This window comes from Glycomyces dulcitolivorans, assembly GCF_003265355.1.
Taxonomy (GTDB): Bacteria; Actinomycetota; Actinomycetes; order Mycobacteriales; family Micromonosporaceae; genus Glycomyces; species Glycomyces dulcitolivorans.
On the sequence record NZ_QFRW01000080.1, the window covers coordinates 1 to 15,199 of the forward strand.

Genomic DNA, 15,199 nt, shown 5'->3' on the forward strand with positions numbered 1-15,199 from the left:
TCGACAAGGGCCGCAACGCTACTGAGGAGCCGGTCGTGCAGACCGCGACCGAGTCCCCGCGCGAGCCGGTGTTCGCCCCCGCCCCTCCGCGGTCGCCCCGCCCAGCGGCGCCGGGACCGATTCTCGACGCCGCTCCCCGCCCCCGGCCCGTCTTCGCGGCCTCGGCGGGACTGGGGACTGCCCCGCGGCCGGCGCCGCGGCCGGGTCCGTCCCTGGGGCCGATCGCCCCGCCGCTGCCGTCGCCGCGACCGATCCCCGCCACCTCTTCGAATGTCCAACCCGCACAACGAGAAAGGCACCACAAGATGAGCCAGTACCACCCTGTCGTCCAAGGCGCGTCCGAGTCGGTCGCGAGTCTGGGCGGCCACCAGTTCCGCAACTACCTCGACATCAAGGGCATGGTCAACGCCACGCCCGGCATGTTCGCGAACTTCGCGTCCTCGTTCAACTCCCTCGCCGACCAGCTGGAGCAGACTCCGGCCGGGGCGGAGACCGCGGCGAACTACCGGTCCATGGCCGCGCAGCTCCAGTCGATGAGCCACGGCGCCGAGACCAACGCCGCCATGTTCGCCGCCCTCCACACCGAGGACGACAAGCGCCTGAACAACCCGCGCCCCAACGAGCACATGGCCGACTACTCCGCCAACCAGGACTGACCCACCGGCCCGGCCGCCGCAGCGGCGGCCGGGCCCCGCCACCCGGCACGGCGAACCCGAACCCCACTACTTCGCAAGGGAGACAACGGCTATGAGCACCACGAACGGCACCGGCAACACCCGTGAATGGGACGTCGCGGCATGGTCCAACCCGGTCACGGGGGTCCTGGTCCTGTACATCGTCGGCATCATCCTCTACGTCGCCGGCCTCCCCTGGAGCCTGGTGCTCGCCATCGGCATCGTCGCCGGTGCCACCCTCACCTGGACCGTGAAGCAAGCCGGATTCCGGCCGCTGGGCGTGGTCTACGCCGCCGCGTGCGCCGCGGTCGCCGCCGCCTGGTCGGCCTACGCCTCGACCGTGCTCACTTTCAACATCCTGGAGATCCACCAGACCCTCACCCACCTGGGCATCCTGGGCGGAGCCTGCCTGCCGCTGGCGATCGTCTACGCCCTGCTCCTGGCGGGGGAGGCCCGCTCGCACCAGGCCCGCTACCTCGCGCAGCAGACCGTGAACGACCGGCGATCGTCCACCGCGGTCGCCGTCGCCAAGGCCGGGATCAAGGCGTGGGTCATGGTCTCCGAGGACGCGGACGCCGACCGCATGGTCGCCGATTTCGAGATCGCCCCCGGCGGCACCACCTTCCGACAGGCCCTGGGCTTGATCGAAGCCCTGGAGATCGCCCTGCGCGCCCCGTTCCGCGGCGCGGTCCGCCTGGAGCAGCCCAAGGGCTACCACGTCGGGCGCGTCCGCCTGACCTGCTCACGACGCTCCATCCTCGCCGACGTCCTCCCCATGCCCCCGGCCCCAGCCGACCCGCGCTCGATCCTCGACCCCCTCGCCGTAGGCCGCTTCGAGGACGGCGAGGTCGCCGCCGAGGTGTACGCCTACCAGACCACGTCCTCGATCGGACAGCGCGACGCCGGCAAGAGCGGCTTGCAGAACGTCATGATCGACAACTACGCCTCCTGCGCCGACTGCCTGATCTGGACCGTCGACTTCAAGGAAGGCTCCGTCGCCCGCCACTGGCTGACCCCGTTCGCCAAGGGCCACAGGCCCACGCCCGTGTTCGACTGGGTGGGGTTCACTCCCGCCGACGTGCTCGCCATGGTGTTCGAGCTCGACCGCATCGCCGGTATCCGCGCGCGCTCCCGCCGCGGCGACAAGATCCGTCCCACCCCGGACCTGCCCGCGATCCGCCTCATGATCGATGAGGTCGCCGACCTCCTTGCCGGGGCCATCAACGACCCCGTCAAGCGCAAAGCCGTTGAGCTGCTGGTCAAGGTCGTGCGCAAGCACCGCTCCGAGGGCCTGGACATCGACATCTTCTCCCAGCGGGCCACCATGTCGTTCCTCGGCGAGCACGCCCGCGACCTGCTCTCCCAGACCACCCACAAGAACATCCTGCGCGTCGACTCACCCACCGAGGTGTTCAACACCCTCTCGATCGCCAACGCCCAGCTCGGCGGCGTCGACCCCTCCGAGTTCGCCGAGCCCGGCTCGCTCATGACCGTCCGCCCCGGCTCACGGCGCGCCGCCCGCCGCACCTACTACCTGCCCACCGAGGACATCCCCGCCCGCGCCGCGCACTACGCCCTGTTCCGGCCCGGCCTTGAGGACGCCGCCGCCGCGGGCGCCTCCCGCGCCTACCGCGACCGCTGGTCGAACCCGCGCATGAGCGCGTTCCTCGACTCCATCCGCGACGACACCGCCTTCACCCTCGACCACACCGACACCGACACCGAAGCGCCGGTGCCGCAGACGGCGCCGGACGCCGCACCGGCGGGCACCGCGGTCGCCGGAACCGGGACCGGGCCCGCGAACGACCTGCTGCGCCTGCGGGCGATCTTCCACACCCGCTTCGGCACCGACGACGGCGAGGCCCGCTACTCGATCGCGTGCGGGAAGGTCGCGCTGCGCGCCATGACCAACCACATCCGGGCCACCGGCAAAGACGCCGCCCCCACCCGCGACCTCCTCGCCGTCCTCGAAGCCACCGACACCGCCTACACCAGCCTCGACCCCCGCGGCCTCGCCGCGCTGTGTGCGCCCTACGGCGTCGAACCCGTCCAACTCGGACGCGCCTGGGACGGCAACCCCCGCGGCTACCGCCTCGCCGACACCGCCGCCGGCCTCGACCGGGAACCCGCCACCGACACCCAACCCACCGACCCGAACACCACCGACCCGGCGCCGCGAGAGGAGGCGCTGACGCGGTAGCAGCACCCGTAGCGGCAGGCGTAGCAGCCGATAGCAGCACGCACCCGCTACCCGCCGCTACCAGCTCCCGCTACCGCCCCCGACCAGGGGCGTAGCAGCAAACCCACCCACAGGCACAGACCCCGGACCCGGGGCCTGGAGCCCCCTGCACCCAAAAACAGGGCCCCGAAGCCATCCGCTACCAGAGCCCACCCGACCCGAGAGGAGACACCGAAATGGACTACTGCGAGACCTGCGGCTGGGTCCCCGACCTGTGCGCCTGCGACGAGTTCTGCGACGTCTGCGGCGAGTACGCCTACTGCTCCCGCACTTGCACCTGCGCCGCGTGCCTCGCGTGCGTCAACTGCCCGAACGAGGCCGACTGGGACGGCACCTGGTGCACGCCGTGCAGCACCGAGGCCCGCCAGTCCTCCGACATCAGCTAGCCGAACTCAACCCGAACGGAGCCACCGACATGGACGAGGACCAGTGCCCCACCTGCGGGGACTACATCGACGACTACGGCCACTGCTCGTGCTGCTGGGTCTGCACCCCCGGCAGCGTCACCCCCACCTGGAACACCATGTGCGGCCCGCACTTCATGGACGCCTCCATCCACTACGGCGAACTCCACGGCGGCTACGAGGAATGCGGTAACTGCCTGTACTGCAACAACCTCGACTTCAGCCAGACCCACGACTAACCGCCACAGCCCGGGCCGCGGCGGCCCGGGACTTCCCCGAAAGGAGAACCGCACCGTGATGGCGTTCTGCCCTGACTGCCAGCTCGCCTACGACCCGTTCGCCGACGAATGCCCCCACTGCACGCCGGCCGTCAACACCTGCGCCCGGTGCCTGACCGACCTCGACCACAACGGCGAGTGCGAGTGCTGCCCCTGGTGCCTCGACCTCACCTACGACGAATGCGACTGCGCGGACGACCTCGCCTACGCCGCATACGAACGCGACCTCCGCGACCCCGAAGACGCCACCTACTAGAAGCCCAAGTTCCCAAACGCCAGAGGAGAACAGCGCATGACCAACCACGACACCGAAGAGCGCAACACGGTCCTGTACGCCGCCGACGTGATCGTCTTCCACGACTCCCAAGTCCTCCTGATCAAGCGCGCGTACGCGCCCTTCGAAGGGCACCGAGCCATCCCCGGTGGGCACGTCGATGCCGATGAGACCAGCCGGGCCGCCGCGGCCCGCGAGCTGACCGAGGAGACCGGACTCACCATCGACCCCGCGCACCTGCGCATGGTCGGCGTCTACGACGACCCCGACCGCGACCCCCGCGGCCGCGTCGTCTCCGTCGCCTACGCCATCGAGCTCACCGAGCTCCAGGCCATCCGGGCCGGAGATGACGCCGCCGACGCCATGTGGGTCGACATCGAGCAGGCCCTCGCCGGACCGCTCGCGTTCGACCACCCCAACATCCTCGGCGACGCTTACTCGCTGCTGATGGACGACCAGCTCTAACCACGCCTGTGCCGGGGCCGCCACGAGCGGCCCCGGCCCCAGACCAGGGAGTGACCACATGGAAGACAAGGAAGCGGTCAAGCGGGCAGAGCAGTCCGTTCTCGGTGCGGCCCTGATCAACAGCGAAACCGTCCCCGGGATCGCCGCGCAGCTCAACGCCGGATCGTTCGAGGTCCCCGCTCACGGGCTCATCTGGGAGGCCATCGCCGACCAGCACGCCGCCGGCAAGCCCATCGACGCCGTGACCATCGCCTCGCGGTTGGCCGACGAGGGAAACCTCAAGAAGATCGGTGGCGGCCCCTACCTCCACGACCTCCTCGACGCCGTCCCCACCGCGGCGAACGCCGGGTACTACGCCAGCATCGTTGCTGAAGCGGCTAAACGCCGCGAGGTCAAGGTGGTCGCCGCCCGTCTGAACCAATTCGCCGAGCTCACCGGCGAGCGACTCGACGCGATCCTCGACCGCTCGCGGACCGCGCTCGACAACATCAGCCCTGGCGGCACCGACTGGCCCGACCCGATCCCCCTCGACAACCACGGCGACCTACCCAGCTTCCCGACCGTGGTCCTTCCCGAGTGGGTTGAGCGCACCGTAGTGGGGGTCGCCGAGGCGACGCAGACCCCGGCCGATCTCGCCGGGGCTATGGCACTCGCCGCCATCTCCACCGCCCTCCAGGGAACGATCAAGGTCAAAGTTCGGCAGGGCTGGACGGAACCGGTCGTGGTGTTCGTGTGCGTGGCTCTCCCGGCCGGTAACCGGAAGTCGAGCGTGTTCGACGCGATGGTCCGCCACCCGCTGGCCGCGGTCGAGAACGACCTCGCCGAGGAGATCCGGCCCCGCATCATCGAAGCCGCGACCGAGGCCGACGTGCTCCACCGCGCCGCGGAAGCCGCCCGCATCGCTGCCGCCAAGTCCGGTGGCGAGGTCGATGCGATGAACAACGCCAAGGCTGCCGCTCTTGCCGCCGAGGAGATCACGGTCCCGGTTGAGCCCCGATTGTTTGCCGACGACGTGACCCCTGAAATCGTCAAGACGCTTATGGCCCGCCACCGCGGCGCCATGGCGGTGCTCTCCGATGAGGGCGGCCTGTTCCAGACCATCGCGGGCCGCTACTCCGGTGTCCCCGACCTCGACGTGTTCCTCAAGGGCCACGCGGGCGGCTCTATCCGCGTTGAGCGCAAGACCTCAGGCTCCGAGCACATCGAGTCGGCCGCTCTCACGATCGGACTCTCACCGCAGCCTCCAGTGCTGCGTGATGCCGCCGCCGTTCCCATGTTCGAGGAACGCGGGTTCTTGGCGCGGTTCCTGTGGGCGATGCCCGCTAGTCGCGTCGGCTCCCGCAACCCCGACCCGGAACCCGTTCCCGAACCGGTCGAGCGCGAATACGCCCGCCGCATCGCCGCCCTCACCCACGCCGCTCACATGACCGGCGAGCCCACCGTTCTCAAACTGACCCCGGCTGCGACCGCTCGCGTCGCGGAGCTGGAGAAGGAACGCGAACCGCGCCTGGCGCCCGGTGGCGAGTGGGCCCCGATCCTGTCTTGGGCTTCCAAGTGGACTGGAGCCGTAGTCCGCATCGCTGCTCTGCTGCACCTCGCCGAACACGGCTACGTCGGCCGGTACGAGCCGATCGAGGCCGACACCATCGACGCCGCCGCGATCATCGGCCACTACTACGCCGAACACGCCCTCGCGGTGTGGGCGTACATGGGCGCGACCGCCGACGCCGCGCCAGCCGGGCTCCTCCTCGACTGGCTCAAGGTGAACGCCGAGCCCGGTATGAAGCTGCGCGACATCTACAGAGGCGTGCGGGGGCGCGTCTGTCTCGGTACCGCCGAGAAGGTCCGCGCTGCTCTCGCTGTCCTCGAAGACCACGGCTACATCCGACAGCTCCCGGCCCCGGCCGGCAAGCCTGGCCGGCCCTCACCCCGATACGACTTCCACCCGAACGTAAAGCGCGGGCCCGGCGGCTCGGCCTAGGAAACTTCGCCGCCGGTCCCGTCCTCCCAAACGCCAGTAAGGAAGGAATCCAGCATGTCACGCGCGACCACATACCCGTCAACCCCACGCCCGCAGGCGTCCGGCCTCATGACCCTCCAGCAGGTCTACGACGAACTGGGCATCGCCAAGTCGACTTGGAACGACTGGAAGAACAAGGGCCGCACCCCGAAGTTCTTCCGGCTCCCCAACAACCAAGTGCGCATCCGCCGCGCCGACTTCGAGCAGTGGCTCGACCAGCTCGCGGAGGTGGACGCCTGATGCCGGATTGGAGCTACAAGGTCACCTTCTGGGAGCACGAAGTCTCCGAGCGGAAGGGCGCCGGCAAGAACAAGAAGGGCAAGACCCATACAGTCCGCTGGACTGTCGGAGGGAAGCGCCACCGCGAACCGCTCCGAAGCAAGGCCGCGGCCGACAAGTTCAAGTCCGACCTCATGACCGCCCACCGCGATGGCGAGCGGTTCGACATCGAAGTGGGCCTGCCCGAGTCGATGCTCAAGGCGGAGTCTGCTCAACAGCGCGGTATGACCTGGTATGAGCTGACGCTCAAGTTCACCGATGTCCACTGGCCGACCATCGGCTTCCGGCAGCGGGAGAGCATTGCCGAGTGCCTGCCTGAGGCCGCACTCGTGCTCCTCGCTACCACCGAGGGCCGCCCGACGGACAAGGAGATTCGCGCGGCGCTGAGGGAATGGGCCTACGGCGACCGCCTACATGGCGACCCGGTGCCCGAGGAACACGAGCAGACGATCGCATGGCTGGAGGAGAACACAGTCGAAGTCACCGCCTTCGATGACGTCGAGACGGGTACCGACCTCGTCTATGAACTCCTCAATCACCTGGAGCGCAAGCAGGACGGAACGAAGGCATCAGCCAACTACGCGCGCCGGAAGCGCACCAACGTCGGCAAGGCGCTCAAGTACGCCGTTGAAAAGCGGGTGCTGAGAACCCATCCGTTCGGCACGGTCTCGCGGAAGGCAGAGCAGAGTGACGACCCGGTCGACCCCGCGATCGTGCCGAACGGTGAGCAGATCGAAAGGCTGCTCACCGCTGTCGGAGAGGCCGCCGAGCTGGGGCGTCGATTGAAGGCGTTCTTCGCGATCATCGCCTACGCCGGCCTTCGCCCTGAGGAGGTGATCGCGTTGCGGAAGAACGACCTTTTGCTGCCCGAAGCCGATGACGCGAACAAGTTCGGGGAGTTCCGATTGCGCAGGGCGGAGTCGTACGGCAAGTCCAAGCGGTACACCGACAACCGCACGCAGAGGCGTGATCGGCGCCGCCTGAAGCACCGCTCGGAGAAGACGATTCGAAGCGTCCCGATCCACCCGCGGTTGGTGGTGAGAATCCGCGAGCACCTCAACCAGTTCGGGTACGGCCCCGACGATCGGCTGTTCATCGGGCCGAAGGGCGCAGTGCCTTCACCCGAAACCTACGGCAGGGTGTGGCGCAAAGCCCGCGTGGCGGCGCTGAGCGAGGACGAGCTCGCCCGCGAGCTCGCCGCCGTGCCGTACAACCTGCGTCACGCGTGCGTCTCCTCCTGGCTGGCCCTCGGCGTTGAGCCGAACCAGGTCGCCGAATGGGCCGGGCACAGCGTCAAGACGCTCCTCGGAACCTACGCCAAGTGCTTGGAGGGCAGCGCCGACCGAGGCAAGCAACGCATCCTCGAAGCCTTCCTCGCGGAAACCGCTGGGGGAGAGGCAAAGCCGCAAGAGGATGAGGAAGAGGCCGGCGGTGAAAATCTGACCGGAATCTGACCGGGCACCCGGCCCCGGTCGTTCCGAGGCGGACCCAACCGGACCGGATCGACAGAACGACGAACGGCCCTTGACCAAGGAATTCCCAGGTCAAGGGCCGTTTTTGCTGCTCTCTGCGGAGAAGGTGGGATTCGAACCCACGGTGGGTTTTGACGCCCACGCCGGTTTTCAAGACCGGTGCACTAGTCCACTATGCGACTTCTCCAGGGCCCCTCAGGGCAAGCGCCAATCTATCAAACGCGGGTTCAGGTGGAGCCGCAGTCAGCAGCGGTCGGTCTGGACGCAGCAGGTCGAGCAGGTGCGCCCGCCCTCGATGGTGAGCGCCAGGCAGCAGGTGCGGCGCCGGTAGAGCAGGCGGCCGGCCTCGTCGGTGGAGACGTCGACCAGGTGCGCGACGTCGAACGCGTCGAGCAGGGTCTTCGCGATGACGTCGTCGGGATCGGGCACGGCCTGCGCCATCGACGCAACCGCGTACGACAGGCCCGAGGCCAGTGAGCCCAGCAGCGTGCGGCGCCCGACCCTCACCCGCGCCAGGAACGCGTCGAGGACCGGCCCGAGGTGGTCCTCGAACATGGTGGCGCGCAAGCGGTCCAGCAGGTCGCCCTCGTTCGCGACGACCTCGACGTCGGGATGGCCCGCGCACGGGTCGTGAGGCAGCGCCAGGAACCGCGGGCGGACCTGCCGCACCGAGAACATGGGGGCTTCGTCGCTCACCGAGAACACCGAGTTCGCGGCGTCCATCACCGGGACGCGGCGGGCGGCGATGTAGCCGAGCACCGCGGGCGCGAGGGTCCAGTAGCAGTAGGTCTTCCACGCCAGCGCCGCGTTCGCGTGGGCGGAGCCGCCCCACAGGGCCGCGGCGGTGGCCATGAGCTCCTCGACACGCTCGCCCGAGACGAGCTCGGCGGCGGCGAACTCGACGGCCGCGGGTGCGGGGTCGCCGAAGAGCCAGGTCCTGAGGCCGGCGATGGGGTGGGGGCTCACGTCGCGCTCGACCCGGGCCGCGACAGCGCGCAGCGCGTGGAGCGGGTGCGGGGCGGTGACCGGGCGGTCGGCGAGTGCGGGCGCGCCCGGAAGGGCCTCCGCAGTCGCGAGCCGCATAGGGTACCCCTCTCAGGTAAGGACTGGCTAACCTTACCTGATGCTGCAAGGGGAGTGTCAATAAACCGACAGACGCGGCGCGGCGACGGAATGTAGGCAGGCGAGGTGCCGCGAATGTGAGCGTCGCCGAGTGGGATGAGTATCACGGCACCTCGCCTTACAGGAAGATCATGCCCCTGACTTGGGGCGATGCGTCGCACACGCAGTGCGATCGGTCCCATGGCAAGGTCCTCTTTCGGGGCTCTGGCACTCTGGTGCGCATGTCGGACACCGAGGCCCCGCCCCTCCTCCACCGCCGCACGATCGGCCGCGAGGTCGTCATCGTGCTCGCCCTCTCCCTCGGCGCGTCGGCGGTCTGGTCGATCGTCAGCATCCTCGGGACCCTCACCGAACCCGGCGGCCTCGCCGACTCCGTCCAGTCGATGAACTCGGCGCGCGCCGAGGCCGAGCGGCCCTGGTACGACCTCGCGCAGCAGCTGGTGAGCCTCACGCTCGCCATGGCCCCGGTCGCCCTCGCCCTGCACCTCCTCAGCCTCGACCGCGGGAACCCGTTCCGCCTCATCGGCCTCGACACCCGCCGGCCCGCCTTCGACCTCCTCGGCGGCGCGGCCCTCGCGGCGTGCATCGGCATCCCCGGCCTCGGCCTCTACTTCACGGCCCGCGCCCTGGGCCTGAACGCGACCATCGCGGCCGCGAACCTGAACGACGTGTGGTGGGCCGTCCCGATCCTGGTCCTCGCCGCCCTCAAGAACGCGATCATCGAGGAAGTGGTGGGCGTCGGCTACCTCGTCACCCGCCTCCAGCAGCTCGCCTGGCGCCCGGTGACGATCATCGCCGCGCACGCCCTCCTGCGCGGCACCTACCACCTCTACCAGGGCTTCGGCGGCTTCATCGGCAACGCGGTCATGGGCGCGGTCTTCGCCCTGTGCTTCCTGAAGTGGAAGCGCACCGGCCCCCTCGTGGTCGCCCACACCCTCCTCGACATCGCCGCCTTCGTCGGATACCTCCTGGTCGCACCCCACGTGAGCTGGCTCTGACCGATCCGAACCCGCTTGGCTCCCCTGGCTGCCGACCGGTATGCTCGGTGCTCGGATATGCCTCACGCGAATCCTGGAGGATTCGCATAGTGGCCTAGTGCGCCCGCCTGCTAAGCGGGTTTCGGGTGATACCCGATCATGGGTTCAAATCCCATATCCTCCGCCACTTATCGCGTGACGGCATATCCGACCTTCGGGGACACCGCCTTCGGGCCGTGTCCCCGAAGTCCGTTCCGCCACCCCAGCCGGCCGCGGGTGGTGATCAGCAGCAGGACCGCAAGGGCCGTGAAGGCCCCGACCTGGGCGATCTCGTAGTGGAGGCTGTTGTCCACACCGGGGAACAGGACCGGCAGCAGGGTCACGTTGAAGAAAGTGTGGGCGATGATCGCGAGGGGCCCGCTGCCGTCGGTGCGGTTGTAGAGCCAGGTGAACGGGAATGCGATCGCGATCGTGAAGCACAGGAACACGACGTAGGCCCGCGCGGTGGCGGCGAGGTCGGCTCCGGCGTGGTTGTAGCCCTCGATGAGGAACAGCGGCAGGTGCCACAGGCCCCACATCACGCCGAGGATGAGCGTGCCGGCGACGGGGCCGAAGCGCTCCTGGAGCCGCGGGGTGGCGAAGTTGCGCCAGCCGGGTTCTTCGCCGAGCGGGCCGCCGACGATGAGGACGAGGACGAATCCGAGCGCCCACGCGGGGAGTTCCTGCGGCACCGGCCCGAAGGCGGCCGCCGCGCCCGGCAGTGGCAGCACGCAGAGCATGAGCAGCGCCGGCAGGCCGAGCATGACCAGGGCGTACCAGCGGAAGCCGACCCGCCAGCGCACGAGGTCGCGCAGCAGCGCCCGGGTCCCGGCCCGGCCGTCGACCGCGGCGGTGACGATGAAGGCCGCCGCGAACGGACCGATGAACGGCGCGGCGAACATCCACGGCACCAACGGAAGTTGCAGCACCAGGATGACGACGAGCTCGTAGGCGAACGACGGCGCGAACGACAGGACGAAGAAGCTCAGCAGCGGCCGCTCGCGGATCAGCCGCACGAGCGGGCCGCGGCGCGGCGGTGACATGGTCGGGACCATTTTTCGGTCTCCTCTCGGGAATGACGGCCCTCAGTTTGCGTTTCAGCGCGCCCCGCCGTGAATCGGTCATCGGAGGGATTGGTGCGGAAGGGGGTCCGTATTTCGGCGGAGAGGGCGACGGGTCCGGTCTTCGGGGACACTGTTCAAGGGCGGTGTCCCGAAACTGACGTTGGAGGAGGGGCGATGGGTCGGACCATGCGTGCGGTGGTGCTTGACGAGCCGGGGCCGGTGGAGAACCTGGTGGTGCGGGAGCTGCCGGTTCCCGAGCCGGGGGACGGGTGGGTGCGGATCAGGGTGAAGGCGTTCGGGCTCAACCGGTCCGAGCTGCACACCCGGTTGGGGCTCGCGGAGGGGGTGACGTTCCCGAGGGTGCTCGGGATCGAGGCGACCGGGGTCGTGGACGCCGATCCGAGCGGGACGTTCGAGCCGGGGCAGCAGGTCGCCACGATGATGGGCGGGATGGGGCGGACGTTCGACGGCGGGTACGCCGAGTACACGTGCGTGCCGGTCGGGCAGGTCATCCCGTTCGAGTCGGGGCTGGACTGGGCGCATCTCGGGGCGGTGCCGGAGATGGTGCAGACCGCGTTCGGGTCGCTGACCACCGGGTTGGATCTGAAGCCGGGGCAGAGCCTGCTCGTCCGGGGCGGTACGTCCTCGGTGGGGATGGCCGCGGCCGTGCTGGCCAAGCGGCTCGGGGAGGTCACGGTTCTTTCGACCACTCGTGATGCCGCGAAGGCCCCGGCTTTGAAGGGCGTCGGCGTGGACCATGTGCTCGTCGACGACGGGGACGTCGCCGCTCAGGTGCGGGACATTCTGCCGGATGGTGTGGACGCGGCCTTGGAGCTGGTCGGCACTCCCACCCTCCCCGATACCCTTCGGGCCGTTCGGGTCCACGGGACCGTCTGCTTCACCGGGATGCTCTCCAACGAGTGGATCGTCAAGGACTTCTACCCGATCGGCTACCTGCCGACCGGGGTCCGCCTCACCGCGTACGCCGGGGCGTCGAAGGACCTGCCCGCCGAGGTGCTCCAGGGCTACCTCGACGACGTCGCCGCCGGGCACGCGGTGATCCCGCTCGACCGCGTCTTCTCGATCGACGAGATCCGGGAGGCCCACGCGCTCATGGAGTCCGGCGGGGCCCGCGGGAAGCTGGTCGTCACGACGTAGGCGGGAGGCTGAGCGTCCGCCGCAAGGACGTGTCAGCGCCGTGTCAGGGCGCGTGGGAATCCTTGCGGCATGAACCACTCCCAACCACCGGCCCCGGTCGAGCTCGCCGGCGTGAGCCGCGTCTACGGGTCGCGCGGGACCGCCGTGCGCGCGCTCGACGACGTCAGCGTCGCGTTCCCGGCCGGGTCCTGGACCGCGGTCATGGGGCCCTCCGGGTCCGGCAAGTCCACGCTGCTGCACTGCGCCGCCGGACTCGAACGGGTCACCGCGGGGAGCGTCAGGATCGGCGGGAACGACATCACCGACGCCTCCGATGCCGAGCTGACCCGCCTGCGCCGCACCGAGATCGGGTTCGCGTTCCAGACCTTCAACCTCATCGGGTCCCTCACCGCCGAGCAGAACGTCGCCATGCCCCTGCGCCTGGCCGGACGCCGCCCCAAGCGCCGCGACGTGCACGAAGTCCTCGACGCCGTCGGCCTCGCCGACCGCCGCAGGCACCGCCCCCGCGAACTCTCCGGCGGCCAGCAGCAACGCGTCGCAATCGCCCGCGCCATGGTCACCAGGCCCGCCGTGCTCTTCGCCGACGAACCCACCGGCGCCCTCGACACCAAGGCCGCCCGCGACGTCCTCAACCTCATGCGCCGCATGGTCGACGAGCGCGGCCAGACCACGATCATGGTCACCCACGACCCCGCCGCCGCAGCCTCGGCCGACCGGGTCGTGTTCCTGCGCGACGGCCGGATCGTCGACGGCGTCGACCGCCCCTCGACCCGCGAGGTCGCCGAGCGCCTCGCCGCCCTGGAGGACTGATGCTCCTCCTCGCCTGGAACACCTTCCGCGACCGCTGGCAGGTCTTCGCCGGGGCCATCCTCACCGTCTGCCTCGGGGTCGCCCTCGTCCAGTCCTCGCTCCTCGCCCTGGTCGCCGCCGCGGCCGCGGCGATCCCCTCCGGGCTCACTCCCGAAGCGGCCCTTGCGCTCCAAGGCGCCTACGACGGGGCGATGACGCTCTTGTCGATGGTCCTCGCGCTGGCGGCGTTCGTCGCCGTCTTCATCGTCGCCTCGACGTTCGGGTTCACCGTGGCCCAGCGCCGCCGCGAACTCGCGCTCCTGCGCCTGACCGGCGCGAGCCGCGGCCAAGTCCGCTCGCTGCTCGTCGGCGAGGCGGTCCTGCTCGGCCTGGTCGGCTCGGCCCTCGGAATCGTGCTGGGGCTGCCGGTGATGCGGGCCCAGGTGTGGCTCCTCGAACGGCTCGACTTCGCGCCGCCCGGATTCGAAGCCCAGTGGCGCCCTTGGGTGGTCGCGGTCTCGCTCGGGACCGGCGTGCTCATCGCGGTCCTCGGCGTCCTGGCGTCCTCGCGCCGCGCCGCGAAGATCCGCCCGCAGGAGGCGCTCCGCGAAGGCGCCGAGGCGTCGCAGGTCATGACGGTCTCGCGCTGGATCCTCGGCCTGCTGTTCATCGCGGGCGGCGCGGTCCTGTTCGCCCTGTTCCCCGGCGGCGACGCGGGGATGCCGGTCTGGTTCATCCAGCTCACGCCGTTCCTCGTGACGGTGCCGCTGGTGGTCGGCTTCAGCGCGCTGGCGCCGCTCATCGTCCCGTTGGCGGCCAAGCTGTTCGGGCTGGCCTTCCGCGGGGTCCTGGGGGAGCTGGCGCTGGCGAACCTGCGCTCGGACGCCCGCCGCAGCGCTTCGACGGCGGCGCCGGTGATGGTCCTGTTCGCGTTCGTCGCGAGCATCGGCGGAACGCTGGCGACCGTGGGGGAGGCCGGGCGTCAAGAGAATCTGAGCACTGTGGACGCCGACTTCTTGGTTGCCGCTGATGAGTCGGCGGCCCCGGAATTGGCCGAAGTAGACGGTGTCGCGGCGGTCTCTGCGGAGACGGAGATCCTGTTCGAGCTGGCGTTCGCCGAGGCCGGTGCGAGCTGGTACGTCGCGGGCCTCGGGACCGTGGTCGACCCCGCCGCTTACATTGCGACCCACGACGTCTCGCCCGTCGCGGGCGACCTCGCCGACCTCACGGGCGCCGCGGTCGCCGTCAGCCCCAGCGAAGGCTACGAGAAGGACTGGAACGTCGGCGACATGCTCCAGATGCGCATCGGCGGACAAGAAGTCGAGGTCCGGGTCGCGGCGCTGCTGCCGCCCACGGTCGCCGGCCCGCACTACCTGCTCTCGCCCGACCTGCTCCCCGCCGGGGCCGGCCCCTCGCAGCACGTCGTGCGCCTCGCCCCCGACGCCGACCGCGACGAGACCGCCGCCCGGCTCGCCGAGTTCGGCGAGGTCACCACGATCGACGCGTGGGTCGACGCCACGGCAGCCGAGGACGAGCGTCTGACCCGCAACATCATGATCGTGCTCCTGGGCATGACCATGCTGTACACGGCCATCGCGATCGTCAACGCCGTCGTCATCGCCGCCTCGAACCGGCGGCGCGAGTTCGCCGCCGCTCGCGTCACCGGGCTCGGCCGCGGGCAAGTGGTCTGGCTGGCGCTCTTGGAATCCCAGGCGGTCGTCGCGATCGGCCTGCTCCTCGGCGCACTCGCCGCGGCCGCCTCGGTCCTCGGCGTGGCGGTCGCTCTCCGCGACCTCGTCGGGCTCACGGTCGTGAGCGTCCAGTGGCCGCTCCTGCTCGGCCTCGCCCTCGGCGCGGCCGTCATCGTCGGTGCGACGAGCCTGGTCACGGCCCTGTCGGCGACGCGCACGCCGCCGATCCGCCTGGTCGCGTCCCGCGAATGACC

At 70.0% G+C, this 15,199-nt stretch carries 15 protein-coding genes and 2 tRNA genes; 14 read left to right on the forward strand and 3 right to left on the reverse strand.

Translation table 11 applies throughout. From position 1 onward, the window contains the following. Nucleotides 1-305: 305 nt before the first annotated feature. The 9 genes from DI269_RS07490 to DI269_RS07520 all read left to right on the forward strand — a co-directional run bounded on the left by DI269_RS07490 (nt 306) and on the right by DI269_RS07520 (nt 8,087). Nucleotides 306-656 (forward strand): hypothetical protein, encoded by a 351-nt coding sequence (locus tag DI269_RS07490; RefSeq protein WP_112134478.1) that lies wholly within the window; start codon nt 306-308, stop codon nt 654-656. 91 nt (nt 657-747) lie between these two features. Then, a complete protein-coding gene (locus DI269_RS07495; protein ID WP_112134479.1) occupies nt 748-2,874 on the forward strand; it encodes a hypothetical protein in 2,127 nt (708 codons plus the stop codon). Between the two features lie 215 nt (nt 2,875-3,089). Then, nucleotides 3,090-3,299, forward strand: coding sequence for a hypothetical protein (locus DI269_RS07500; protein ID WP_157974820.1), 210 nt, complete (start codon nt 3,090-3,092; stop codon nt 3,297-3,299). A gap of 29 nt (nt 3,300-3,328) precedes the next feature. Then, entirely contained in the window at nt 3,329-3,556 is a 228-nt protein-coding gene (locus DI269_RS26870) for a hypothetical protein (protein WP_157974821.1), read from the forward strand. Nucleotides 3,557-3,614: 58 nt separating this feature from the next. Beyond that, complete coding sequence (locus DI269_RS26875; RefSeq protein ID WP_157974822.1) at nt 3,615-3,851, forward strand: hypothetical protein; 237 nt, start codon at nt 3,615-3,617, stop codon at nt 3,849-3,851. A 36-nt stretch (nt 3,852-3,887) separates the two neighbouring features. Further along, nucleotides 3,888-4,334, forward strand: a complete 447-nt coding sequence (locus DI269_RS07505; protein WP_112134480.1) for an NUDIX domain-containing protein — start codon at nt 3,888-3,890, stop codon at nt 4,332-4,334. Nucleotides 4,335-4,392: 58 nt separating this feature from the next. Continuing rightward, nucleotides 4,393-6,315 carry a YfjI family protein gene (locus DI269_RS07510; protein WP_112134481.1) on the forward strand — a complete coding sequence of 641 codons (1,923 nt, stop codon included), beginning with the start codon at nt 4,393-4,395 and terminating at the stop codon, nt 6,313-6,315. A gap of 54 nt (nt 6,316-6,369) precedes the next feature. Next, nucleotides 6,370-6,594, forward strand: a complete 225-nt coding sequence (locus tag DI269_RS07515; protein WP_198667237.1) for a helix-turn-helix transcriptional regulator — start codon at nt 6,370-6,372, stop codon at nt 6,592-6,594. Continuing rightward, nucleotides 6,594-8,087: a tyrosine-type recombinase/integrase gene (locus DI269_RS07520; protein ID WP_112134483.1), complete on the forward strand. Its 1,494-nt coding sequence runs from the start codon at nt 6,594-6,596 to the stop codon at nt 8,085-8,087. Before DI269_RS07515 ends, DI269_RS07520 begins: the two co-directional genes overlap by 1 nt. Nucleotides 8,088-8,203: 116 nt before the next feature. On the opposite strand, the gene DI269_RS07525 is transcribed toward DI269_RS07520, so the two are convergent. Then, nucleotides 8,204-8,292 (reverse strand) — tRNA-Ser (locus DI269_RS07525). Between the two features lie 56 nt (nt 8,293-8,348). Beyond that, on the reverse strand, nt 8,349-9,188 hold the full coding sequence (locus DI269_RS07530; protein WP_112134484.1) for a hypothetical protein: 840 nt from the start codon (nt 9,186-9,188) through the stop codon (nt 8,349-8,351). A gap of 260 nt (nt 9,189-9,448) precedes the next feature. On the opposite strand from DI269_RS07530, the gene DI269_RS07535 reads away from it, so the two are divergent. Next, nucleotides 9,449-10,225 carry a CPBP family intramembrane glutamic endopeptidase gene (locus tag DI269_RS07535; protein ID WP_112134485.1) on the forward strand — a complete coding sequence of 259 codons (777 nt, stop codon included), beginning with the start codon at nt 9,449-9,451 and terminating at the stop codon, nt 10,223-10,225. Nucleotides 10,226-10,300: 75 nt separating this feature from the next. Beyond that, nucleotides 10,301-10,391 (forward strand) — tRNA-Ser (locus tag DI269_RS07540). A gap of 1 nt (nt 10,392) precedes the next feature. On the opposite strand, the gene DI269_RS07545 is transcribed toward DI269_RS07540, so the two are convergent. Further along, on the reverse strand, nt 10,393-11,298 hold the full coding sequence (locus tag DI269_RS07545; protein WP_112134486.1) for a CPBP family intramembrane glutamic endopeptidase: 906 nt from the start codon (nt 11,296-11,298) through the stop codon (nt 10,393-10,395). Between the two features lie 183 nt (nt 11,299-11,481). On the opposite strand from DI269_RS07545, the gene DI269_RS07550 reads away from it, so the two are divergent. The 3 genes from DI269_RS07550 to DI269_RS07560 all read left to right on the forward strand — a co-directional run bounded on the left by DI269_RS07550 (nt 11,482) and on the right by DI269_RS07560 (nt 15,197). After that, entirely contained in the window at nt 11,482-12,465 is a 984-nt protein-coding gene (locus DI269_RS07550; RefSeq protein ID WP_112134487.1) for a zinc-binding alcohol dehydrogenase family protein, read from the forward strand. A gap of 69 nt (nt 12,466-12,534) precedes the next feature. Further along, nucleotides 12,535-13,275 carry an ABC transporter ATP-binding protein gene (locus tag DI269_RS07555; RefSeq protein ID WP_112134488.1) on the forward strand — a complete coding sequence of 247 codons (741 nt, stop codon included), beginning with the start codon at nt 12,535-12,537 and terminating at the stop codon, nt 13,273-13,275. Further along, complete coding sequence (locus DI269_RS07560; protein ID WP_112134489.1) at nt 13,275-15,197, forward strand: FtsX-like permease family protein; 1,923 nt, start codon at nt 13,275-13,277, stop codon at nt 15,195-15,197. The genes DI269_RS07555 and DI269_RS07560 overlap by 1 nt, the downstream gene beginning before the upstream one ends. Nucleotides 15,198-15,199 lie beyond the last annotated feature (2 nt).